This is a genomic window from Nitrobacter sp. JJSN, assembly GCF_051912485.1.
In the GTDB taxonomy this organism is placed as follows: Bacteria; Pseudomonadota; Alphaproteobacteria; order Rhizobiales; family Xanthobacteraceae; genus Nitrobacter.
Genome location: NZ_CP196822.1, coordinates 3,430,650 through 3,451,120 on the forward strand (window position 1 = coordinate 3,430,650; position 20,471 = coordinate 3,451,120).

The following is a 20,471-nucleotide window of genomic DNA, read 5'->3' on the forward strand; positions in this document are numbered from 1 at the left end:
TTGGCCACGATGAACATTCCTTCGCTTGCGGACATGCTGATCGCGCATGAGCGCATCAAGCCTCACATCCACCGGACGCCCGTCCTTACCTCGCGCGTCATCAATGAGCTCTCTGGCGCCGAGCTCTTCTTCAAATGCGAGAATCTCCAGAAGGGCGGCGCCTTCAAGGCTCGCGGCGCCTCGAACGCCGTATTCGGTCTGAACGACGCGCAGGCCGCGAAGGGCGTGGCAACGCATTCCTCTGGTAACCACGGCACTTGTCTATCCTATGCGGCCGGCCGGCGTGGTATTCCCTGCACGGTTGTGATGCCGCGCACGGCGCCTCAGACTAAGAAAGACGCGGTTCGCGGCTATGGCGGCAAGGTCGTCGAATGCGAGCCCTCCACCAGCTCGCGCGAGGCCGTCTTCGCCGAGGTTGTCGCAGAGACAGGAGCAGAGTTCGTCCACCCTTACAACGATCCGCGGGTGATCGCGGGACAGGGCACCTGCTCGAAAGAGCTGATCGAGCAGGTCGACGGGCTCGATGCGGTCATCGCCCCAATCGGCGGCGGCGGCATGGTGTCGGGCACGTGCCTCACGCTGTCGAATCTCGCTCCGCAGATCAAGATCTACGCGGCCGAGCCCGAGCAGGCCGACGACGCCTATCGTAGCTTCAGGGCTGGTCACATCATCGCCGACGATGCCCCGAACACCGTGGCGGACGGGCTCAAGGTGCCGCTGAAGGAGCTCACTTGGCACTTCGTCAGCAAGCACGTCACCGACATCTTCACGGCGTCCGAGCAGGAAATCGTCGATGCGATGAAGCTGATCTGGAAGCGGATGAAGATCGTCATGGAGCCGTCGAGCGCTGTGCCGCTGGCGACCATTCTGAAGAACCGCGACGTCTTCGCTGGCAAGCGCGTCGGCGTGATCATCACCGGCGGCAACGTCGATCTCGACAAGTTGCCCTGGCAGTAGGGGAGAACCGCCACATGAGCCTGGAAGCGAAACTCTCGGACCAAGCGAAGCTCTCCGGCCTCGAGGTCGGATACGACGTTCCTGCCCTGCCCGGCATGCGCGAGAACGAGATCCAGACGCCTTGCTTGATCCTTGATCTCAATGCTCTCGAGCGTAACATCCGCAAGATGGGCGACTACGCCAGGGCGCATAATATGCGCCACCGTGCCCACGGCAAGATGCACAAATCCGTTGACGTGCTTCGGCTGCAGCAGGAGCTCGGCGGCGCGATCGGCGTCTGCTGCCAGAAGGTCTCCGAGGCCGAGGTCTTCGCCCGGGCCGGCATCAAGGACATCCTGGTCTCCAATCAGGTCCGCGACCCGGCCAAGATCGATCGGCTGGCGCGGCTACCGCGCTATGGCGCGCGTATCATCGTCTGCGTCGACGACCTCGCGAACGTCGCCGAACTCTCCGCGGCCGCTCAGAAGCACGGCACGACGCTTGACTGCTTGGTCGAGATCGACTGCGGCGCCGGACGCTGCGGCGTGAAGACATCCGCGGACGTGGTCGCCATTGCCAAGGCCATCGCCGCCGCACCGGGCCTGAAGTTCACCGGCATCCAGGCCTATCAGGGGGCGATGCAGCATCTCGACAAATACGAGGACCGCAAGACCAAGCTCGATGCGGCGATTGCCCAGGTCAAGGAGGCGGTGGAGGCTCTGAAGAGGGAGGGTCTCGAGCCCGAGCTCGTCAGCGGCGGCGGCACCGGCAGCTATTATTTCGAGAGCGGCTCGGGCGTCTACAACGAGCTGCAATGCGGCAGCTACGCTTTCATGGACGCCGATTACGGACGCATCCTCGACAAGGACGGCAAGCGCATCGACAAGGGCGAGTGGGAGAACGCCCTCTTCATCCTGACCAGCGTGATGAGCCACGCCAAGCCCGATAAGGCGATCTGCGACGCCGGCCTCAAGGCCCAGTCAGTCGATTCCGGTCTGCCTTTCGTCTATGGCCGCGACGACGTGAAATACGTCAAGTGTTCGGACGAGCACGGCGTCATCGACGATCCGAAGGGCTTGCTAAAGGTCAACGAGAAGCTGCGCCTCGTCCCCGGGCACTGCGACCCGACCTGCAACGTCCATGACTGGTATGTCGGCGTGCGCAATGGCGTGGTCGAGACGCTCTGGCCCGTCTCGGCGCGCGGCAAGGCCTATTGAAAATCAACGAACGCCTTTGGGCGCCCCACTTTCATCGAGAACCGACGACATGATCATCGTTCCCGAACGGGAGATCGCAGGGCTGCTCACGCTTTCCGATTGCTTCAGCGCCGTCGAAAAGGTCTTCGCCTCCATGGCGAACAGATCCGCCAACAATTTCCCGGTCGTCCGGGAGGCCATCGGCCATGCCGAGGCGCTCTACGGCTTCAAATCCGGATTCGATCGCGAGAGCCTCGCGCTCGGCCTGAAGTCGGGCGGGTTTTGGCCGGGCAATATGGCCAAGGGCCTCACCAACCACCAGTCCACGGTCTTCCTGTTCGACGCCGATACGGGGCGGTGCCGTGCCGTAGTCGGCGGTAACCTGCTGACGGCGCTTCGCACGGCCGCCGCCTCCGCGATCTCGATCAAGTACCTCGCGCGCAAGGACGCCAAAGTGCTCGGCATGATCGGCGCCGGCCACCAGTCGGCCTTCCAGTTGCGCGCCGCGCTCGACCAGCGCGGCTTCGAGCGTATCCTCGGCTGGAACCTCCATCCCGAGATGCTCGGCCGTCTCGAGACGGTGGCGCAGGAGCGTGGCCTTCCCTTCGAAGCCGTCGATCTCGACCAGCTCGGCGCGGAATCCGACGTGATCATCACCATCACCTCGTCTTTCGCGCCGATCCTGAAGGCCTCGCAGGTCAAGCCAGGAACGCATCTGGCCTGCATGGGCACGGACACCAAAGGCAAACAGGAGGTCGAGGCCGAGCTCGTCGCAGCGGCAACGATCTTCACCGACGAGGTGGCCCAGTCCGTCACGATCGGCGAGGCCCAGCATGCGGTGGCGGAAGGCCTTCTGACCGAGCAGGCGATCGTCGAAATCGGCGCGGTGATCAACGGCACCCATCCTGGCCGAACCTCGGCCCAGGAGATCACGCTGTTCGACGGAACAGGAGTCGGCCTGCAGGATCTTGCTGTGGCCTCTGCAGCTGTCGAGCGGGCGACCGAGAAGGGCATCGCCATCGATATCGATTTCTGACGAGACGAGCTGTGGTGGTCAGGCGGCGCCCAGCGCTGGGCAACGGTCTGCCCCCTCGTCGCGATACCGGCTCAACAACCGATACGTCTGCCGCGGCGTTATGTTCATCAGTCCGGCCGCAACGGCAACGCTCAGCCGTTTGCTATCCAACCGTGCCAGGACATCAAGACGATTCAGTTCGCGCTTGCTCATCAACACCCCGCTCATCTCCGAAGTTCCCAAAAGGACCAGAAACTGACATCTGAACTTTGCTTAGTGCTGACATTCTAGCTTTGCTGCTACACGCGGATTCGCGCATCGAACCGTGATAGAACGTCCGCTTTGTGCCGATTGTGTTGAAAAAGTCCTTTTCGCTCATGACTGAAAATTCTCAAGACCGCTGGTGCGTTTCTCTCGCTGCGACGTGAGGGACCACATGAATTACCGCAAAAGCGACCGCTTGCCCTCGTATCGATTCTACCGTGCCTTGCAGCGGCAGAAATCGCCAATGCGCTACATTTGCGAGATTTTCGGCGTCCCGCGATTTTCGAGTTTTTCAACACAATCTGCCATGACCGGACATCCGCGGCCAGTTGGTTCATCCGAAAAATGCCACGAGAGGAAATCCTCACCGAACCGCTAAGCGCAGCGAGAGAGACGCGCAAAGTGCCAATGAACCGTTTCAGGGTAGATCAAGTGTCAGCATCGCTGACCCGCCTCTGCAAAAAAATGCCAGATGGAAATGCATGGCCGATCGCAAGAAAACGGTCTACGCTTCGAGACGCTCGGTCGAAATGTGATGCTGACCTGGAGCCAACTCATTTTCAAAACTCCAGTCGCTATTGCTGTTACGACCGCGGTGGGATTTTTGTTCGCGCAACTGGCGTCGAGACAATCAGACTGGAACCCAACTTCAACACGTTGCATCGGCTCGTTCGGCGCGAAGCGCGGGATCAAACTTGGCAACGGGAGGAACGTCTATGGGTAGCAACTTGAAAAGCGCATGTGACGGGATCCTTCAAAAGGTCGTGACTGGCAAGGACTGCGTTCCCGGCGTAGTGGCGATGATTACGGATCGTTCGGCCAACATCTACGAAGGCGCCGCCGGCGAGCGTATCCTTGGCGCTGGTCAGGCAATGACGACAGATACCGTCTTCGCGATCTTCTCGACCACAAAAGCGATCACCGGGACAGCGGTCCTGCAATGCGTCGAGGAAGGCAAGCTCGACCTGGACGCTCCGGCCAAAACCTACGTTCCCGACATCCGCAAGCTCGAGGTGCTCGACGGGTTCGACGCTGACGGCAGGCCAAAGCTGCGGGCGCCGAAGCGCGACATCACCACCCGCATGCTGATGCTGCACACCGCCGGCCTTGGCTACGACTTCTTCAACGCCAATTACCTGCGCTTGGCGCAGGAGCACGGCCAGCCAAGCGTGATTACCTGCTCGAAGGCGTCACTGATGACGCCGCTGATCTTCGATCCCGGCGACAAATGGGAATATGGCAGCAACATCGATTGGTGCGGCCAAATTGTCGAGAGCATCCGCGGCAAGCGCCTCGGCGAGGTAATGACGGAGCGGATTTTTGCGCCGCTCGGCATGCAGGACATCACCTTTTCGCTGACCCCTTCGATGCGTGCGCGCCTCGCCACCATCCACCAGCGCGAGGCCGACGGATCGCTGACTCCCCTTCCCGATCTGCAACTGCCGCCTAAGCCGGAAGTCCACATGGGCGGCCACGGTCTCTACGGCTCGATCGGCGAGTACATGAAATTCATCCGCATGTGGCTGAACGACGGGGCGGGACCGCAGGGCCGCGTGCTCAAGAAAGAGACGGTCGAGTCCGCCGTCCGCAACGGCCTGCAGGCGCACCAGGCCGTCACGATGCTACCCGGTGTCATTCCGACGCTGTCGAACGATGCCGAGTTCTTCCCCGGTCTGAAGAAATCCTGGTGCTTCACCTTCATGGTGAACGACGAGGACGCGCCAACCGGCCGGCCGGCCGGCGCGATTGGCTGGGCCGGGCTCGCCAACACGTTCTACTGGATCGACCGCAAGAACGGGGTCGGCGGGTATTGGGCGACGCAGATCCTGCCGTTTGGCGACCCGACTTCGTTCGGTGGCTACCTGGAATTCGAGACGGCCGCCTATGCGACCGGCGAGGCGCGCGCCGCAGCATAGTGCTGGGCAAGCGCGGCCTAACTGCGCCATGGTGCGCGCCGCGTTCGAAACTCAAGAGAGAGCGACGGCGGCGTCGTGAGCGCGTGCTTTGCGATGGTGCCGCAGCATGCCTGCTGTTCGCGCAGATCGGCGTCTACGCATGGCAAGAAGCCGACTGAACTAAAGATGTGTGCTCACAACGGGAGGAACGTCATGACGAATGTGCAAGGCCAACCCCAGACGGCTGGCGCGAAAAGCCAACTTCGATGCCGTCATCATCAGCGCCGGATTCTCCGGCATGTACATGCTGCATTCGCTACGCGACAAGCTTGACCTGAACGTCACGGTGTTCGAGGCTGGCGACAGCGTCGGCGGTACCTGGTATTGGAATCGCTATTCCGGCGCACGCTGCGATTCCGACAGCTACATCTACTGTTACACGTTCGACAAGAACCTGTTGCAGGAATGGAACTGGTCCGAGCGCTATCCAGAGCAAGACGAGGTCCTGCGCTACCTCGAGCACTGCGCCGAGCGCTTCGACCTGAAGCCTGACATCCAGTTTGGCAAGAGCGTCGTCGAAGTCGTCTTCGATGACGACACCGAATTGTGGACCGTGCGCACCGACAAGGGCGACACCGTCACGGCGCGCTTTGTCATCCCGGCCGTCGGTGCCCTGTACGACCGCCAACATGCCGCCGATCAAGGGGCTGAGCATACTATGTGGTGTATGCACCCTGTGAATCGGCACCGGGGTCAGATCGCTGCAGGTGCCGGCAGTAACGCCATAAAGACAATCGAAAAAAAGCCGATCGGAGTGGGGTCACGATCGGCGCCGATCGTGACCCCACTCCGACGTAGATTCCGTTACTTCTCACAAGGAGTTACCGCTGCAGCTTCAAGGGGCTTTGTTCAGCGCCGGTTTACACGTAGATCGCGGCCAGAGCCAGAAGTCGCCGCGCCTGCGGCCCATCTTTCGACCGCCTGGCAGCGGACCGTGTCGTCTGCGCATTAAAATCAGCTCGGAGTGGCAGGGGCGACATGGCGAACCTCCCTCGTTCGCATGTTGAATCAGCCCGCCGCTGATTTGAAAAGCCCCACAGAGTCACGCTCTCCGAGATTTGGTATTAGATGAGATGGTCGCCGAATTGCCGCCGCCGATCGACAAGGTGTGGCGCCACTGTGAAACACTGGCACCCGCGGCCGGACGGTGACCGAAGGTGAAGCTTGCCGACTTCGCGAGCATGTCGCGGAGCCAGTCAATCTTGACCAGCGTCGGAAGCCGGGAGAACTTGAGCGCTTGGCGGTCTCTTTGCTGGCGTCAGCAAAACCGCTCGACAAGCTGTCCGGCCGTTCGGCGTTTTGTTGTCCTCGCTCCGAGAAGATCAGGGCGAAGCACTGCAACTCCGCTTTGCCATCTGACTGACCCGCAAAAACCAGAATCAACGGCCGATTTCGATTCGACGGCGGCTTCGCAGAAGTGCTCTCGCCAAATGCGCGCCGTCGTGCTCACATTGCGGATTCCCGGATACTGGTTAATCTCCTCCTTGGCTTCCAGATTCCAGCGATGAACTAAGCCAATCGGCCGTTTCCGAACTTCGTGTCCGGTCGCTGCTCATCGGGCCGCTTCAAGGAGAGGGTTGAATGCAAGGTCTCTTCAGTACCAAAAAGCCAAAAAAACTCCTTCATCCATCATTTCAAATCCTTCAGAGCTCGCCGCGAAATAAGTCGACCCGGCGACTCATGAACGACGCGTTTGCGCGCCTGACCGAAAAGGATGGCAATTTTGTCGAGCAATTCCAAACCACCGGGTTCAACACGCGTACATTTGAACTCTACGTAAGCGAGCTACTACATGCTGAAGGTTTCAAATTCGAAGGTAAAGAGCCCCAACCGGACTTTTGTGTCAGCAAGAACGGCACAAGCATCGCCATAGAATGCACGACAGCGAACCCGACCGGCGACGGCAAAGGCGGCATGCACGTCTACGAAGGCACCAACGAGAAGGACCGTGACATCGAAGGCCTACGCGAGCGTCAGGAAAACGAAGTGCCTATCAAGATCGCGGGTGCGCTCAGAAGCAAGATGCTCCACCGATTGGATAGGAAAAAGGATCCGAAGGCGTACTGGGAGTTGCCACACGTAGCCGGGAAGCCATTCATCCTGGCCATTCAGACCTTCCACGAACATGGCGCCCTCGGCTTTTCGAACGCCGCGGTCGTCCGATATCTCTACGGCATAGAGCACTCGCCAACATGGGACGACGCCGGAAATCTCGTCATTAATGCGGAACGGGTGTTCGAGCATGCGTATGAAGGTCGGGTTATTCCCGCTGGATTTTTTTCACTTCCTGACTCCGAGAACGTGTCTGCCGTCTTATGGACGAACGCGGGTACCGTCGCGAAGTTCACGCGCATGGCACTTGCGGGACCTTACCCCGATGGAGAATTGACCGATCTCCGCTACGGCACTGCTTTCGACTTCGACCCGAACGCGCACGCACCGCTCCCGTTCGCGTATATCGTCGGCGACGAAGGAGCTCCCGAAGAAACTTGGGGGCAGGAGGCGAACCTCTTCCACAACCCACATGCCAAATATCCTGTTCCCAGAGACTTGTTTGACACGGTTACGGATTCACAGTGTACCGATGGTCAATACAGCGACGTCATCAAATCTGACTTCTCGCCGATCATGTCGATGTCGATGTTGATTAGCGGACCCGGTCACCGCCGATTGGCGGTCGAGAGGGGAGAGCAGGTTCTAGCCGCTTTAGAGGAGGTATACGCGCCGCTGGAGGAGAAGCGGGGCTCTTCACAGCCGCAAAAGTGACTCCGGCGCATCCAAGACGGCTACGAGCTTCGGCTGCGCTTCTGGCTCTCCCTAACGCTCCACAGGTCTCGCTCGGTCGTACGGTTTCTTCTGCACAATCGGAGCGACACTCATCGTTGTCGACCTTGCCGCGCTTCAGCGGACGGACGCCATGCCTCAATTGTGGATCGGCCATGAATTTTCGATCTTGGATTCCACGGAGAAGTGAAATTCCTTGATCCGCCCTGCTTCGAGCACGGAAGCATATCCGAGAACTGCGCGCGCGTAACCTCAAGGGAGACATGGAGATAGGGGCAGGCGCTCGGCCATGAAACAGATGGCCTGCGTCGGGCAGCCTCCAGTCGCATGGCGTCGGCGCCATGATTATGACGACACGGGCCAGGCAAACCGCGCGTCAGGTGCGGTAAGGCTCCCGGCATTATCGTGTATGTAAATTCGACCGACCGGCGCTGTTCACCAGGTTGAGCGGTCTGCCCGACGTTTGCGGTACAGCTTCCCTGGATCTCGCCGCGCCACTTTTGATCTGCTTCGCTTTCGCGCTCGTTCGGGTCAAGGCGATGGGAATGGCCCCGACCGTGTTGGCGATCTATATGGCGGCGAGGCCATCGCGGTTCCTGGTTAGTGAACCAAAATCGCAGCGCCGGCATCGATCCTCCGCCAATTCGCGATGGAGCTTATTGGACCGACGTTAGGTTGCGGGGTCAGACGCCAATCTCGTCCGATTACGGATCGGATACGGCGACAGTGGGATCGTCGGCGCGGACCGACGACTCGAACTTGCTCGGATCCACGTGTTTGTGCTGGGCCCATTCCACCAGGTTCTGCGGTCGATAGGTCGGATCGGCGCGCCAGCGCTTGAAGACGTTGGCGTCGATGGTCTCGTTGACGTTCGTGTGAGTGCCGTCGTCGCGCACATCCGGCGCAGCGCCGATGGTCCGGAAGAACGGGCGGGAGACGACCGAGTAGGCTCCGTACATGAACTCCTTGTAGGAGTCCTTGATCTGCGCGGTGACGTCGTCGCCGTCTAGGTCGACTTCGGACCGGAACGTCAGCCCCTGTGATTCCGCCTTCTTCATCAGCCAGCGCAGCGGAGGCTGCGCGAGCAGATCGGTCTCGTAGCCGCCGCCGACGTTGGCGTGCGCACCCACGAACCACCGCTGTTCGACGCTCGAAAGCGATCGCGGCTTGGCGGTGCTGCGATGGACGTCCCAGATCGTGGGAGCGAACTTGGCGCGATGCTCGTCGATGGCGAGCGCGTGATAGCCGTTCTGGATCGGAAGCCGCAGGCCCGTCTGCAGATAGTCGAACTGTTTACTGCTGATGCCGGTGAAATCGCCCGCTGGGATGCCTATCGAGCCGACGGTGTCCCATACGCCGACCACTTTGATGTTCACGGGCCGCGCGTACTTGAGCAGCCAGCGTTCCTGAGGGGTCATCTTCGCCGTGTCGCCGTCCCTCTGCATCTGATTCAGCGTCCAGATCGTCCCCTCGTCGCCCCTCTTGTAGCGGTCGAAAAGCTCATTCACGCCGATAGGCGAGCCCTGCTGCAGTAGTCCGTCGATGGCGATCAGACCCGCAAGCGCTCTGGCCGTGTACGCGCCGCGGCTGAAGCCGAAGATGAAGATCTCGTCTCCTTCCCGGTAGTTTTCGATCAGCCATTCGTAGGCCAGGCGGATGTTGTCATCGAGCCCCTGTCCGACGGCGCCGCCGAGAAAACCGTTCACGCCGACGGAGTAGTAGACCAACTGCGGCTTGCCGTCCTTGCTTATCGGCGCGCACAGAGAACGCATGCGCCAAACGTTCGTATTGGTGTCGACGCTGTTCCACGTACCGTCGAGGAAGACTGCAAGGCGCTTCGGCTGCTGATCCGTTTCGATGGAGTTCGACTGGTTGCCGCCCTTCTCTCCCGGACGACCGATGAAGACGCCGATGGCGATCATACCAGCGACCGTGGCGAGGAGAATGATCGGATGCGCGATCCGCCAGATACGATGCCAAACCTTCATGCCTTACCTCCGAATTGTGCCGTGTGCGTTTCCGCGGCGGGCAACGTTCTTCCGTCGACAGTTGTCCCGTCTCCGGCCCGTAGCGGGCATTCCTTCATTGTCCCGCAGCACGCAACGCACCCGCGGAGCCCTCGCCAAAATTCATCGATCGATACGCGTCTTCGGTGCTCAAAAAGAATCGGGCAGCCCTGCCCAATGTCGCGGCAATCTCTTCGAAGCAACCTCCGGCCTCGTCGATCGGTGCGCCCGCAGATGCACGCGCTTCGTCCGTTCCGGAGCACACCATTCTTCGTGCTCACCCTGCTTACGCCAGCAGCGATGATGCCGGTGTCAAATGCAACCGCCTCGCGATAGACAGACCGCAGGCCAAGTTGATCGGCCGCATTCTCGGCGGCGAGCTCCCACTCGGCGGCCTCTCCATGCGAAAGCTGTCCTTCGCTCGGCCAAAATCCCGTTTCGACAGCCGTCTCCTGCCACAGGGCGAAGGCGTGGAGCTTTTTCCACCAGGCAGGCGCGGTCTCGTCCGTAATGCCCACGCCAGCTCGAAGACCAATGCAGAACGAGCCGTCCAAGTTGATATGCCGTTCGGGACATTCAGTGCCTGGGACGGGGGCACGATCCAGACGGCGCTCTCTACTGACGAGCTCGCATTAGCCCGCGCGTCTTACGCGTAACGGCTATGGTAACGTTAGGGAAATGGCGAAACGGAAGCTTTGATTCCGTTGAACAAATGGCGCGCCCGAAGAGATTCGAACTAGTCTGGGGCCTTCAAACCGCAAAATACACTCCAGATCAATTAACTGTCACACCTACTTCTCGAGACGTTTCAAGTGACAACGCTGGAATCTTATCGAGCTCCCGCTTGAGGGCGGGCATCGGGAATTCGCCGTACCCATCCGCAACGGTTCTCTTTCGATGGCCTGTGATGGCGTCAATGAGGTCTGGCTGCAGCATGTAGTCCCGTGCAAGCGTACGCATACGATGGCGCCAGGAGTGATTGGGAGCCAAGCGCGTGTCCTCGAGGCCCAATGACCGAATCCACCGACCTAGAACCTTGGTGCCTGTGCCACCCCGGCTGCCGAACTTGTCCGGCTTCAACTGAACGAACAGAGGACCGCTCTTGATGCTGGCCACGAACTCCAAGAAACCAGCGTCAATGATTGCCGTGTGAATTGGTATCGTACGCTCGGAGCTTTCCGTCTTTAGAGGGCCAGCGTCGGCAGTGAAACTCATGCAGTGGATCCCATCAATCTCCGTGATGTCCTGCACCCGCAGCTGACAGATCTCAGCAATCCGGGCTCCCGAGTAAGCACCCAACATCGGGATCCATCGGCGAACCGGATCGCGCGCCTTCGCGGCGGCTGCAAGCACGATTCGAGCTTCTGCGTTGGTATAACCACGGCGTGCCTGTCCCGGCTTGGCCTTCAATCTCATGGGAAGGTTTGCAGCCGGATTGAGTGGAAGAAGCCGATTATCAACGGCGACTTGAAAGATGGCACGAATGGGAGCCAACTTTGCGTCGCGGATGGTTTTGGTCGAACCTCCCGCGTCGACGAGGCTGTTTTTCCAGCTGACGATATCGTCGGCGGTGACAAGGGTTGCGTCATCGTGCTGCACGTGCCGGCGAAGCTCATTGAACACACGGGTCCATTCATATCGGGTCTTTTCCGCCGGCTTGCGCTCTGCCAGCCACCGATCCAGCAGGACCTTGAATGAGACCGGCTTTCTCGCCTCCATGGGGCGAATGCCGAAAGCCAACGAACTGGAAATGATAGCCTCGAATTCCCCGCGCTTTAAGCCAGCAAGCACCAAGCTCGCGCGCTGAATCGCGAGGCCAACTGCCTTCTCTAGTTTGATTGCGCCTATCTGATCGAGCACGAGGCCCTGCTGTTCAAGGACGTCACCAGCATAGATGAGGCACAAAGCCTGCTGGCGGGTCACCCGCTCATCGTCTGCCCAGCGTTTTCGAGCGGCTTGTAAGTCTTCCTCAAAGAGGTTCGTCACAACCTCTTGGGCCGTGGGGGCATGCCACATGCGCTCGAAAACATCGGTACGCCACGGATTTTCGCTCGGGTTGTCTCGGTGTTTAGCGAGCCACAAATCATAAATCGGAGCTGCCAATTCGTGAGCTTCGCGCTCAGTCAGCTGTCTGGATCCAGCCCGCAAGTTGCTCCATCTGGCCTCAAGGTCGGCTAAGGCTTTGGCATGCAGCCGCTTTGCCTCCGCGGGGTCTTTCGTTCTAAGCGTCTGCTTCTCTTCGCGCTTACCGACCAGCCGTCTTAACTCGGCCGGCACGGCGCGACGGAGCCAATAGACACCGGTTTTGGGATGCTTCCAGGGACGTGACATTGCAAGGGGCATTGTACCAACCTTTTGTACCAGGCGGGTAGCGTTAGCTCCTTGATTTTGCTTATTTGCTTTCGAAACAAACGTTTAAAAGCATCGTGGTGCCCAGGGGCGGGATCGAACCACCGACACTGCGATTTTCAGTCGCATGCTCTACCAACTGAGCTACCTGGGCATCGCCCGACTTTAGCCGGGGCGCGCCGGTTTATAGTCAGGCCCGATGGCCCTGTCCACCCACCCGGCGACGGGGGAAACGAGCGCCGCGAGGCCTTCAAACCATCGACCCGACGACAAATCTCCGACCCGGAGGTCGCTCGGTCTATTCCGCATCCTCCCCGTCGGTCTTGGTGACGGGGATGGCGTAGCTGCCGGACAGCCAGCGGTTGAGATCGACATCGCGGCATCGCTCCGAGCAGAACGGCCGTGACGCTGCGACTGCCGGCTTGCCGCAGATCGGACACGGCTTATCCGGCCCCGCGCCGCCTGGTTTCCTAGCCGGCATTCAACCAGCCGGAGCGGATCGGGAAACCCTCGCCGCCGAGCAGCGAAACCGATTCGTAAAGCGGCAGACCGACCACATTGGTATACGAGCCTACCAGCTTGACCACGAACGAGCCGCCAATGCCCTGGACCGCGTAGCCGCCTGCCTTGCCACGCCATTCGCCAGAGCCGATGTAGGCTTGGATGTCTTCATCGGCCAGCCGCTTGAAGCGCACGCGGGTCTCAATCAGGCGCTGACGGAAGTTTTCCTTCGGCGTCACGAGACAGATTGCGGTGTAGACGCGATGATTGCGCCCAGAGAGCAACCGCAGGCACTGCGAGGCCTCGTCAGCCAGATCAGCCTTGGGCAGGATGCGGCGACCCACCGCGACCACAGTATCGGCGGCCAGAATGAACGAGCCGCGCAGGTCGTCGTCGAGCTGCACCGCCTTCAACACCGCATCGGCTTTGGCGCGGGCAAGGCGATTGGCGCAGGCGCGCGGCAGCTCGCCCCGTGTCGGCGTCTCGTCGACGTCGGCAGGGCGCAGCGCGTCGGGGTCGATGCCTGCCTGATTGAGCAGGCTGAGCCGCCGCGGCGAGCCGGAAGCGAGAACGAGTTTGGGACGGCCTGACATGCGGTCTTCATGTGTCGGGGCAAGGATCGATACGCGCGGAACCTATCGGAACGCATGCAGTTCGACAACCGGCGATCGCTTTTGCCACGGAGAACCGACGGGAAAACCCACGCTGTGCAATGTTCACGCACCGCGCCGGACAAATCCGCAATACAGCGCGACAGGAAGCGCCAGCACGACCCACGAAACGCCGTCCCAGATGCCGTCCCCGAGCAACGCCGACAGCAATCCGATCGTGCTGAGGGCGGCGATGACGGCCGGCCACGCGAAAATCTGACCGACGTTCTGCAGTCTGGCGCGCGACGTCATGACGACAACATCGGCCGGTTGATCGCGGCCGCGGCCTCCGCGGGCTCGCGCGCGGCGCTTTCGCCGGGCTTGCGCCGCCGCATCCAGAGATAGACGCCTGTTCCGAGCACGATGATGGTCATCATGTCGAGCAGCGCCCAGATGATCTTCAGCGGCATCCCGCCATAGTCGCCGAAATGCAATGGCTGCGAGATGAACAACGTCGTGACGTACCAAGGCATGTCGCGGCTGTCGGTGAGATTGCCGGTTTCGGCATCGATTAGTGCCGGCTTGAGCAGCCGCGACGTCACCGGCGTATCGCCGCGCATGAAGACCGTATAGTGGCTCTTGCTTGAGAAGATCGTGCCGGGGAACGCGATAAACGACGGCAGCATGCCGGGCACCGCCTTCGAGGCCAACTCCGCCGCATCCTGAACCGGGGTCGGATGCGTCGGCAACGTGCGGTCGCGATATTGCGCCGTCATCTCGGCGAGCTGACCGTACTGCCACGCCTTGAGCACGAGGTCGGCCCAGGTGTTGATGACGCCGGTGCATCCCACGACCAGCGTCCACATCACTAGCAGGATGCCCGCGAGATTATGCAGATCGAGCCAGCGCACCACGCGCGGACGCTCGGCGCGATAGGCGCCGAACTTCTGCTTGCGCATCGACGGCGCATAGACCACGACGCCGGATATGATTGCGACACAGAACAGAATGCCCATCAGCCCGAGAAACAGCTTCCCGGGCAAGTCGGCGAACATGTCGGTGTGCAGCTTGAGCATGATATAAGTGAAGCGCCCGGTGACATCGGGCGCGTCGAGATAAACCCCGGTATGGGCGTCGACGCGGACGATGCGGTTGTCGGCCGGATTGGCGTCGATAGTCTTGCCGACGCTGACCAGCATCGCATTCGGATCGTCGCGGTCCCAGATCAGGAAATGCGGCACCTGGCCGGGCATGGCGGCCACCGCGCTGGCGACGACGCGGTCGAGGTTCGCTGCCGGCGTGGCTTCAGGGACGACGGCCGCCTTGACCTGGTCATGCAACAGCTCGTCGATCTCTTCGTGGAAGATCAGCGGCAGGCCGGTGATGCACAGCATCAGCATGAACAGGGTGCAGATGATGCTGGACCACTTGTGGACCCAGCTCCATTTGCGCAAAGCTTTTGGCGCCATCCCTTGACTCACTTCGTGATCAGTGCCTGACGCGGATCCGCGTTCCAGCTATACTTCAATGTACCGAGCACGGTGCGGCCCGTGCCCATCGCGCAATGCGGCAGTCCGATCAGGCAGGACTGGACATAGAAACGATCGGCGAGGTTAGTGGCGCTGACCTGCATTTTCCAGCCTCTCATATCCGGCCTCAGATAAGCGAGATCATAGCTCTTAGTGCCATCGAACAGGGTGTACCGGATTACGACGGTGTTCCGGCCGTCACCTTAGCTGTCGCCAACATAACGCACGCCGGCCCCGATGCCGAATCCGGTCAGCCCATTGTACCAAGTGTATTTACTCCACAGCGAAGTCTGATCAAGCGCAGTGCTATGCAAACTTGCCAGCATTGCTGGCAAGGCTCTTTGTCACCCGCGGATCGATGTGGCTATAGCCGGCAATGACCTCGAATTCGCGCGTCACATTGCCGCGCGGCTCGGATTCGATGTGTTGCATTTGCGCCTGCGGCACAATGGTTTCATGAGACCAACGCGCAGCTTGAACATTGAATTAGTCTAATTCTAAACAGGGCGCGGCACGACTGGGATTAAGGGATCCGCTCACGCGCCACAACACGCCATCTTGAACCCGCCGTTGGCCGGCTTGCGCTAAGCGTGAATCAATGCCGCAGGACACTTCAGGTTTTGACAGAAACGCATTCATTCCGATGTCGTTGCGAGATCGCGAGGTGCCTCGCAATGACGCCAACCTGATTCCGTTCAAGTTATGAAATGGCGCTAAAGGCCCACATTGCCGCCCCGCGCAAAACGTTTGCGGATGCGCGACACTAACCCGTCACACACATCGCGATAGGCCTGCATGCGCTGCTCGCGGCTACCCTCGATGCTGGTCGGATCTGGCGTCGGCCAGTACTCGACCTCGGCAGCGATTGTGCGCGTCAGTTCGAGCGCCTTGTGGTGGGCTTCCGGCGACAGCGTGATGATCAGATCGAAGTTGAGACCTTCCCAGTCCTCGAGATTTTCAAACGTCATCGGCCGGTGTTTCGAAATGTCCTGGCCGAGTTCGGCCATGACGGCGACGGCGAACGGATCGAGCTCGCCAGTCCGAACGCCAGCGGATCTCACATACAGGGTTCGCGGAAACATGTGTTGCAACAGGCTCGCCGCCATCGGCGAGCGCACGCTGTTGAGCGCGCATGCGAACAGAACCGACTGGGGATTGTGCACGCGCGCAGGCGCGGCCATGCGCTCAGGCCGCTTTCGTTTCGCGCGCACCCTCCGCGCAACCGTTTCGCATGCATCGCGACGACAAAGGGTATTCCGTGATTCGAATCATGCGCTAACCCTTCCAGTGCAGGACAGAGATCAACGTGAACAGCCGCCGCGCGGTTTCGAAATCGACGCGAACCTTGCCGCTCAGCCGCTCCTGCAGAGTCCGCGAGCCTTCGTCGTGGATGCCGCGGCGACCCATGTCGATGGCCTCGATCTTGTCCGGCGTTGCGGTCCGGATCGCCTGATAGTAGCTGTCGCAGATCATGAAATAGTCTTTCACGATCCGACGGAACGGCGTCAACGACAACAAGTGCGTCACCACGGGCGCGCCGTCTTCGAGCCGGATGTCGAACATCAGACGGTTGCCGGTGATCGCGATGCGCAATGTGAACGGGCCACCTCCCGCGCCTTCCGGCGCGAACAAGTTCTTTTCCACGAGATCGTAGATTGCGATCGCCCGTTCGTGCTCGATATCCGGCCCGGAACGTCCGATCGAATCCTCATCGAGCGTGACCGCCACGATACGATTCCGGGAATCTTCCTTTGGTGGGGCCTTGCTCATTGCAAATTAAGGCGCACTCCGACCGAGCGGGCATGGGCGTCGAGGCCCTCGGCCTTGCCCAGCGTCATCGCCGCAGGCCCCAGTGCCCGCAACTGCTCCGGCCCGCATTTCAGGATCGACGTCCGCTTCATGAAGTCAAGCACGCCAAGCCCCGACGAGAACCGCGCCGAGCGCGCCGTTGGCAGCACATGGTTGGAGCCGCCAACGTAATCGCCGATCGCCTCCGGGGTATGGGGACCGAGGAAGATCGCGCCGGCATTGCGGATCCGTGCAGCGAGGCTCTCAGGGTCGGCAGTCATGATCTCCAGGTGCTCAGCCGCGATCGAGTCCGCCAGCGCCACAGCCTCATCAAGGTTGCTAACCAGGATGATGGCGCCGAACTCGTTCCACGATGCCCGCGCGATCTCCGCTCGCGGGAGCGTCGCGAGCTGCGCGTCCACCGCGCGCTCAACATCAGCGGCGAGTGTCTCGCTGTCGGTGATCAGAATCGATTGCGCGTTGGCATCATGCTCGGCCTGCGCCAACAGGTCGGCGGCGATCCAGCCGGCATTGCCGGTGTCGTCGGCGATGACGAGCACTTCTGAGGGACCGGCGATCATGTCGATGCCAACCTTGCCGAACACCTGGCGCTTGGCGGCCGCGACATAGGCATTGCCAGGCCCCACGATCTTGGCCACCGGCGCGATCGTCGCCGTGCCGTAGGCGAGTGCGGCGACCGCCTGCGCGCCGCCGACGCGATAGATTTCGGAGACCCCGCCGAGCCGCGCTGCCGCCAGCACCAGCGGATTGATCCTGCCGTCCGGCGAGGGCACCACCATGACGACGCGCGCGACGCCGGCGACGCTGGCCGGCACCGCGTTCATCAGCACCGACGACGGATAGGCCGCGGAGCCGCCGGGCACATAAAGTCCGACCGCCTCGATCGCAGTCCAGCGCGAGCCAAGCTCGACGCCGAGCGCATCAGTGAAGCGGTCGTCCTTCGGCAGTTGCCGGCGGTGAAACAGTTCGATCCGGTCGCGCGCCAGCTTCAGCGCATCGAGCGTCGCGGTGTCGCAGGCCTTCACGGCGGCGTCGATCTCGGCAGCCGTGAAGCGGAGGCCCGCAGCATCGACTTCGAGCCGGTCGAACTTGTGCGTCGCCTCGATCAGCGCCGCGTCGCCACGCGCAGCCACGTCGTCGACGATGGCGCGGGTCGCAATTTCGATATCGGCAGAAACCTCCCGCTTGGTCGCGAGAAACGCCCTGAAGCGCGAGGCAAAGTCGGCGCTGCGGCTATCGATGCGGATCGGCATGAGGGATCTTTCCCGGCAAGACCTGGTGGCAAGACTTGGTGGAGTGAACCCAGTCACGGGTACAGCGCTCAATGGCGCGGCCTCAAATCGCCGTCAACCCTCGCTGCCAGCAGGCCAGCCAAACCGGACCCGCTTTTCGGGATCATGCTCTAGTCGCTGATCCGTTCGATCGAGGCGCCGCACGCCGACAGCTTTTCCTCAAGGCGCTCGAAGCCACGGTCGAGATGATAGACGCGATTGACCACCGTCTCGCCTTCGGCGGCGAGCCCCGCGATCACCAGCGACACTGAGGCGCGCAAATCCGTTGCCATCACCGGCGCGCCGCGCAGCGTCCCGATACCCTCGATGGTGGCGGTTTCACCGTCGAGATGGATGCGCGCCCCGAACCGTGCCAGCTCCTGCACGTGCATGAACCGGTTTTCGAAGATGGTCTCGGTGATATGGGACGAGCCCTTGGCGCGCGTCATCAGCGCCATCAATTGCGCCTGAAGGTCAGTCGGGAAGCCGGGAAACGGCGCGGTGGAGACGGTCACCGGCTCGATGCCGGCGCCGTTGCGTGCCACCCGAATGCCTTGGTTGTTCGGCGTAATGACAGCGCCGGCCTCGGTCAGGACGTCGAGCGCGGATTGCAATAGTTCCGGCCGCGCGCCTCGCAGCAGCACGTCGCCGCCGGTCATCGCCACCGCCATCGCATAGGTGCCGGTCTCGATCCGGTCAGGCAGCACAGTGTGACGCGCTCCGCCGAGCTTGCCGACGCCCTCGATGACGATTCGCGGCGTGCCCGCGCCGGAAATGCGCGCCCCCATTTTATTGAGACAGTCGGCGACGTCGGCGATCTCCGGCTCGCAGGCCGCGTTGCTGATGACGGTAGTTCCCTTCGCCAGCGTCGCCGCCATCAGCGCGACGTGGGTGCCACTCACGGTCACCTTGGGGAAATCGACTTCGGCACCCTTCAGGCCGCCGGGCGCCTTCGCGATCACATAGCCGCCGTCGATCGCGATCTCGGCGCCGAGCTTTTCCAGCGCCACGATCAGAAGATCGACCGGACGGGTACCGATGGCGCAGCCGCCGGGCAGCGAGACCCGGGCCTCATGCATCCGCGCCAGGAGCGGCGCGATCACCCAGAAACTCGCCCGCATCCTCGAGACCAGCTCGTAAGGCGCCGTGGTGTCGATGACGTCGCCGGCCGAAATGTGCAGGGTCTGCCCCTGATACTCGTGATCGCCCGAGCGCTTGCCCGCCGACATGATATCGACGCCGTGGTTGCCGAGGATACGCTGCAGCTGCGCGACGTCGGCCAGCCGCGGCACATTGTCGAGGATCAACGTCTCCTCGGTCAGCAGCGCAGCAATCATCAAAGGCAGGGCCGCATTCTTCGCGCCGGAAATCGGAATGGTGCCGTTGAGCTTATTGCCACCGACGATGCGAATGCGATCCATACCGATTCCTGTTTTCTATGCATGAACTATAGGGCAAATCGCCCGACGCTCCAAAAACATGGAAAATCAAGGCGATATGAGGGGCTTACGGTAGATTGCCCAGGATAGTACAGACTTTCGCGCGGTAGCCTTTTCCGGATTTCGCTTGTCGCGCACCGGAGAGAACGCGATGGGCCTCAATGTCATTCGTCCTGGCACTCCGAATCAGACCTCTCCGCGGTAGCGGCCTGATCAGCGCGGCCGCGAGATTGCGATTTTCGCCGCTTGAGATTTTCGCGCAGCGCCGCACGCAGCCGCATCTTGCGCTCCGCATTTCCTCTGTTGCAATCCCTGTCCGGCTTGTCGATCATGGTCCCCCTTGCTTGGGTGTCCGGGACGCGGTCCCGATCCGCCCGAGTCGGTGGAATAACGACCGCAACATATACGCCAGTCCCCTTGCCGCAACAGCGGCAGTTCCAAGCCCTGCCCCGCGCTTGCGCGCCTTCCAGCCTTGTGGCAAGGATCGGCCCACCTTGCGGGCCTTTTTTAGCTGATTCCCGCGTTGGGCCTTGCTGCCGTAGCTCAGTGGTAGAGCACTCCATTGGTAATGGAGAGGTCGACAGTTCAATCCTGTCTGGCAGCACCAGCCTTCCCTTGGAAAGCGCGGAAAGCGATCTTGAGTGCCGGGGAAGCGGTAGTGAGGCAGGCCGCGAAACCAGATCGTGCTCATGATCCGTTTCTGCCGCGCACTTAGAAAAATAAACTCAGGTTCCAGCCCGAATTAGGAGAAGATTTTTCACGGAGGCCTGCTAATCTTTTTTGCGTCCCGGGCAGGATACGAATTAAGGCCTCATTTAGCTCTGATT

General features: G+C 61.1%; 19 protein-coding genes, 2 tRNA genes and 1 pseudogene. 7 read left to right on the forward strand and 15 right to left on the reverse strand.

What is annotated here, in order from left to right; genetic code table 11:
- Nucleotides 1–9: 9 nt before the first annotated feature.
- From bhcB to bhcD, 3 genes are read left to right on the forward strand one after another with little or no spacing between them, the layout of a single operon-like run.
- A complete protein-coding gene (bhcB, locus tag ACSZOQ_RS16805; protein WP_439923552.1) occupies nt 10–957 on the forward strand; it encodes a beta-hydroxyaspartate dehydratase BhcB in 948 nt (315 codons plus the stop codon).
- A 14-nt stretch (nt 958–971) separates the two neighbouring features.
- On the forward strand, nt 972–2,153 hold the full coding sequence (gene bhcC, locus ACSZOQ_RS16810; protein ID WP_439923553.1) for a 3-hydroxy-D-aspartate aldolase BhcC: 1,182 nt from the start codon (nt 972–974) through the stop codon (nt 2,151–2,153).
- Nucleotides 2,154–2,202: 49 nt separating this feature from the next.
- The gene (gene bhcD / locus ACSZOQ_RS16815) at nt 2,203–3,168 is read left to right on the forward strand and encodes an iminosuccinate reductase BhcD (RefSeq protein WP_439923554.1); all 966 of its coding nucleotides are present in this window, start codon (nt 2,203–2,205) and stop codon (nt 3,166–3,168) included.
- Between the two features lie 18 nt (nt 3,169–3,186).
- Here bhcD and ACSZOQ_RS16820 read toward each other — a convergent pair whose 3' ends face one another.
- Entirely contained in the window at nt 3,187–3,375 is a 189-nt protein-coding gene (locus ACSZOQ_RS16820; RefSeq protein WP_439923555.1) for a helix-turn-helix domain-containing protein, read from the reverse strand.
- Nucleotides 3,376–4,127: 752 nt separating this feature from the next.
- Here ACSZOQ_RS16820 and ACSZOQ_RS16825 point away from each other — a divergent pair.
- The 3 genes and pseudogenes from ACSZOQ_RS16825 to ACSZOQ_RS16835 all read left to right on the forward strand — a co-directional run bounded on the left by ACSZOQ_RS16825 (nt 4,128) and on the right by ACSZOQ_RS16835 (nt 8,132).
- Nucleotides 4,128–5,327 (forward strand): serine hydrolase domain-containing protein, encoded by a 1,200-nt coding sequence (locus ACSZOQ_RS16825; protein WP_439923556.1) that lies wholly within the window; start codon nt 4,128–4,130, stop codon nt 5,325–5,327.
- A 283-nt stretch (nt 5,328–5,610) separates the two neighbouring features.
- A pseudogene (locus tag ACSZOQ_RS16830) lies at nt 5,611–5,874 on the forward strand (cyclohexanone monooxygenase); the annotation flags it as partial.
- A gap of 1,073 nt (nt 5,875–6,947) precedes the next feature.
- Complete coding sequence (locus ACSZOQ_RS16835) at nt 6,948–8,132, forward strand: hypothetical protein (protein ID WP_439923557.1); 1,185 nt, start codon at nt 6,948–6,950, stop codon at nt 8,130–8,132.
- A 722-nt stretch (nt 8,133–8,854) separates the two neighbouring features.
- Here ACSZOQ_RS16835 and ACSZOQ_RS16840 read toward each other — a convergent pair.
- The 14 genes from ACSZOQ_RS16840 to murA all read right to left on the reverse strand — a co-directional run bounded on the left by ACSZOQ_RS16840 (nt 8,855) and on the right by murA (nt 19,626).
- On the reverse strand, nt 8,855–10,072 hold the full coding sequence (locus tag ACSZOQ_RS16840) for a DUF2235 domain-containing protein (protein ID WP_439923558.1): 1,218 nt from the start codon (nt 10,070–10,072) through the stop codon (nt 8,855–8,857).
- 62 nt (nt 10,073–10,134) lie between these two features.
- Nucleotides 10,135–10,674, reverse strand: a complete 540-nt coding sequence (locus tag ACSZOQ_RS16845) for an E2 domain-associated cysteine-rich protein (protein WP_439923559.1) — start codon at nt 10,672–10,674, stop codon at nt 10,135–10,137.
- Nucleotides 10,675–10,930: 256 nt separating this feature from the next.
- Nucleotides 10,931–12,499, reverse strand: a complete 1,569-nt coding sequence (locus ACSZOQ_RS16850; RefSeq protein ID WP_439923560.1) for a DUF6538 domain-containing protein — start codon at nt 12,497–12,499, stop codon at nt 10,931–10,933.
- 84 nt (nt 12,500–12,583) lie between these two features.
- A tRNA-Phe gene (locus ACSZOQ_RS16855) sits at nt 12,584–12,659 on the reverse strand.
- Between the two features lie 144 nt (nt 12,660–12,803).
- Nucleotides 12,804–12,986, reverse strand: coding sequence for a DNA gyrase inhibitor YacG (yacG, locus tag ACSZOQ_RS16860; RefSeq protein WP_439923561.1), 183 nt, complete (start codon nt 12,984–12,986; stop codon nt 12,804–12,806).
- On the reverse strand, nt 12,976–13,599 hold the full coding sequence (locus tag ACSZOQ_RS16865; protein ID WP_439923562.1) for a Maf-like protein: 624 nt from the start codon (nt 13,597–13,599) through the stop codon (nt 12,976–12,978). Before ACSZOQ_RS16865 ends, yacG begins: the two co-directional genes overlap by 11 nt.
- 123 nt (nt 13,600–13,722) lie before the next feature.
- Nucleotides 13,723–13,908, reverse strand: a complete 186-nt coding sequence (locus ACSZOQ_RS16870) for a hypothetical protein (RefSeq protein ID WP_439923563.1) — start codon at nt 13,906–13,908, stop codon at nt 13,723–13,725.
- Complete coding sequence (locus tag ACSZOQ_RS16875) at nt 13,905–15,065, reverse strand: PepSY-associated TM helix domain-containing protein (RefSeq protein WP_439923564.1); 1,161 nt, start codon at nt 15,063–15,065, stop codon at nt 13,905–13,907. Before ACSZOQ_RS16875 ends, ACSZOQ_RS16870 begins: the two co-directional genes overlap by 4 nt.
- A gap of 8 nt (nt 15,066–15,073) precedes the next feature.
- Entirely contained in the window at nt 15,074–15,244 is a 171-nt protein-coding gene (locus tag ACSZOQ_RS16880) for a hypothetical protein (RefSeq protein ID WP_439923565.1), read from the reverse strand.
- A gap of 187 nt (nt 15,245–15,431) precedes the next feature.
- Nucleotides 15,432–15,557, reverse strand: a complete 126-nt coding sequence (locus ACSZOQ_RS16885) for a hypothetical protein (RefSeq protein ID WP_439923566.1) — start codon at nt 15,555–15,557, stop codon at nt 15,432–15,434.
- Nucleotides 15,558–15,838: 281 nt separating this feature from the next.
- A complete protein-coding gene (locus ACSZOQ_RS16890) occupies nt 15,839–16,306 on the reverse strand; it encodes an arsenate-mycothiol transferase ArsC (RefSeq protein WP_439923567.1) in 468 nt (155 codons plus the stop codon).
- Between the two features lie 94 nt (nt 16,307–16,400).
- The gene (locus ACSZOQ_RS16895; RefSeq protein WP_439923568.1) at nt 16,401–16,895 is read right to left on the reverse strand and encodes a UPF0262 family protein; all 495 of its coding nucleotides are present in this window, start codon (nt 16,893–16,895) and stop codon (nt 16,401–16,403) included.
- Entirely contained in the window at nt 16,892–18,187 is a 1,296-nt protein-coding gene (gene hisD, locus ACSZOQ_RS16900; protein WP_439923569.1) for a histidinol dehydrogenase, read from the reverse strand. The genes ACSZOQ_RS16895 and hisD overlap by 4 nt, the downstream gene beginning before the upstream one ends.
- Nucleotides 18,188–18,336: 149 nt before the next feature.
- A complete protein-coding gene (gene murA / locus ACSZOQ_RS16905; RefSeq protein WP_439923570.1) occupies nt 18,337–19,626 on the reverse strand; it encodes a UDP-N-acetylglucosamine 1-carboxyvinyltransferase in 1,290 nt (429 codons plus the stop codon).
- 550 nt (nt 19,627–20,176) lie between these two features.
- On the opposite strand from murA, the gene ACSZOQ_RS16910 reads away from it, so the two are divergent.
- A tRNA-Thr gene (locus tag ACSZOQ_RS16910) sits at nt 20,177–20,251 on the forward strand.
- The last annotated feature ends 220 nt before the right edge of the window (nt 20,252–20,471 follow it).

What these genes read in the sequence shown, in the direction of transcription:
- bhcB (WP_439923552.1), top strand. Translation starts at nt 10, where the DNA reads ATGAACATTCCTTCGCTTGCGGACATGCTGATCGCGCATGAGCGCATC.
- bhcC (WP_439923553.1), top strand. Translation starts at nt 972, where the DNA reads ATGAGCCTGGAAGCGAAACTCTCGGACCAAGCGAAGCTCTCCGGCCTC.
- bhcD (WP_439923554.1), top strand. Translation starts at nt 2,203, where the DNA reads ATGATCATCGTTCCCGAACGGGAGATCGCAGGGCTGCTCACGCTTTCC.
- ACSZOQ_RS16820 (WP_439923555.1), bottom strand. Translation starts at nt 3,375, where the DNA reads ATGAGCGGGGTGTTGATGAGCAAGCGCGAACTGAATCGTCTTGATGTC.
- ACSZOQ_RS16825 (WP_439923556.1), top strand. Translation starts at nt 4,128, where the DNA reads ATGGGTAGCAACTTGAAAAGCGCATGTGACGGGATCCTTCAAAAGGTC.
- ACSZOQ_RS16835 (WP_439923557.1), top strand. Translation starts at nt 6,948, where the DNA reads ATGCAAGGTCTCTTCAGTACCAAAAAGCCAAAAAAACTCCTTCATCCA.
- ACSZOQ_RS16840 (WP_439923558.1), bottom strand. Translation starts at nt 10,072, where the DNA reads ATGATCGCCATCGGCGTCTTCATCGGTCGTCCGGGAGAGAAGGGCGGC.
- ACSZOQ_RS16850 (WP_439923560.1), bottom strand. Translation starts at nt 12,499, where the DNA reads ATGCCCCTTGCAATGTCACGTCCCTGGAAGCATCCCAAAACCGGTGTC.
- yacG (WP_439923561.1), bottom strand. Translation starts at nt 12,986, where the DNA reads ATGCCGGCTAGGAAACCAGGCGGCGCGGGGCCGGATAAGCCGTGTCCG.
- ACSZOQ_RS16865 (WP_439923562.1), bottom strand. Translation starts at nt 13,599, where the DNA reads ATGTCAGGCCGTCCCAAACTCGTTCTCGCTTCCGGCTCGCCGCGGCGG.
- ACSZOQ_RS16870 (WP_439923563.1), bottom strand. Translation starts at nt 13,908, where the DNA reads ATGACGTCGCGCGCCAGACTGCAGAACGTCGGTCAGATTTTCGCGTGG.
- ACSZOQ_RS16875 (WP_439923564.1), bottom strand. Translation starts at nt 15,065, where the DNA reads ATGGCGCCAAAAGCTTTGCGCAAATGGAGCTGGGTCCACAAGTGGTCC.
- ACSZOQ_RS16880 (WP_439923565.1), bottom strand. Translation starts at nt 15,244, where the DNA reads ATGAGAGGCTGGAAAATGCAGGTCAGCGCCACTAACCTCGCCGATCGT.
- ACSZOQ_RS16885 (WP_439923566.1), bottom strand. Translation starts at nt 15,557, where the DNA reads ATGCAACACATCGAATCCGAGCCGCGCGGCAATGTGACGCGCGAATTC.
- ACSZOQ_RS16890 (WP_439923567.1), bottom strand. Translation starts at nt 16,306, where the DNA reads ATGGCCGCGCCTGCGCGCGTGCACAATCCCCAGTCGGTTCTGTTCGCA.
- ACSZOQ_RS16895 (WP_439923568.1), bottom strand. Translation starts at nt 16,895, where the DNA reads ATGAGCAAGGCCCCACCAAAGGAAGATTCCCGGAATCGTATCGTGGCG.
- hisD (WP_439923569.1), bottom strand. Translation starts at nt 18,187, where the DNA reads ATGCCGATCCGCATCGATAGCCGCAGCGCCGACTTTGCCTCGCGCTTC.
- murA (WP_439923570.1), bottom strand. Translation starts at nt 19,626, where the DNA reads ATGGATCGCATTCGCATCGTCGGTGGCAATAAGCTCAACGGCACCATT.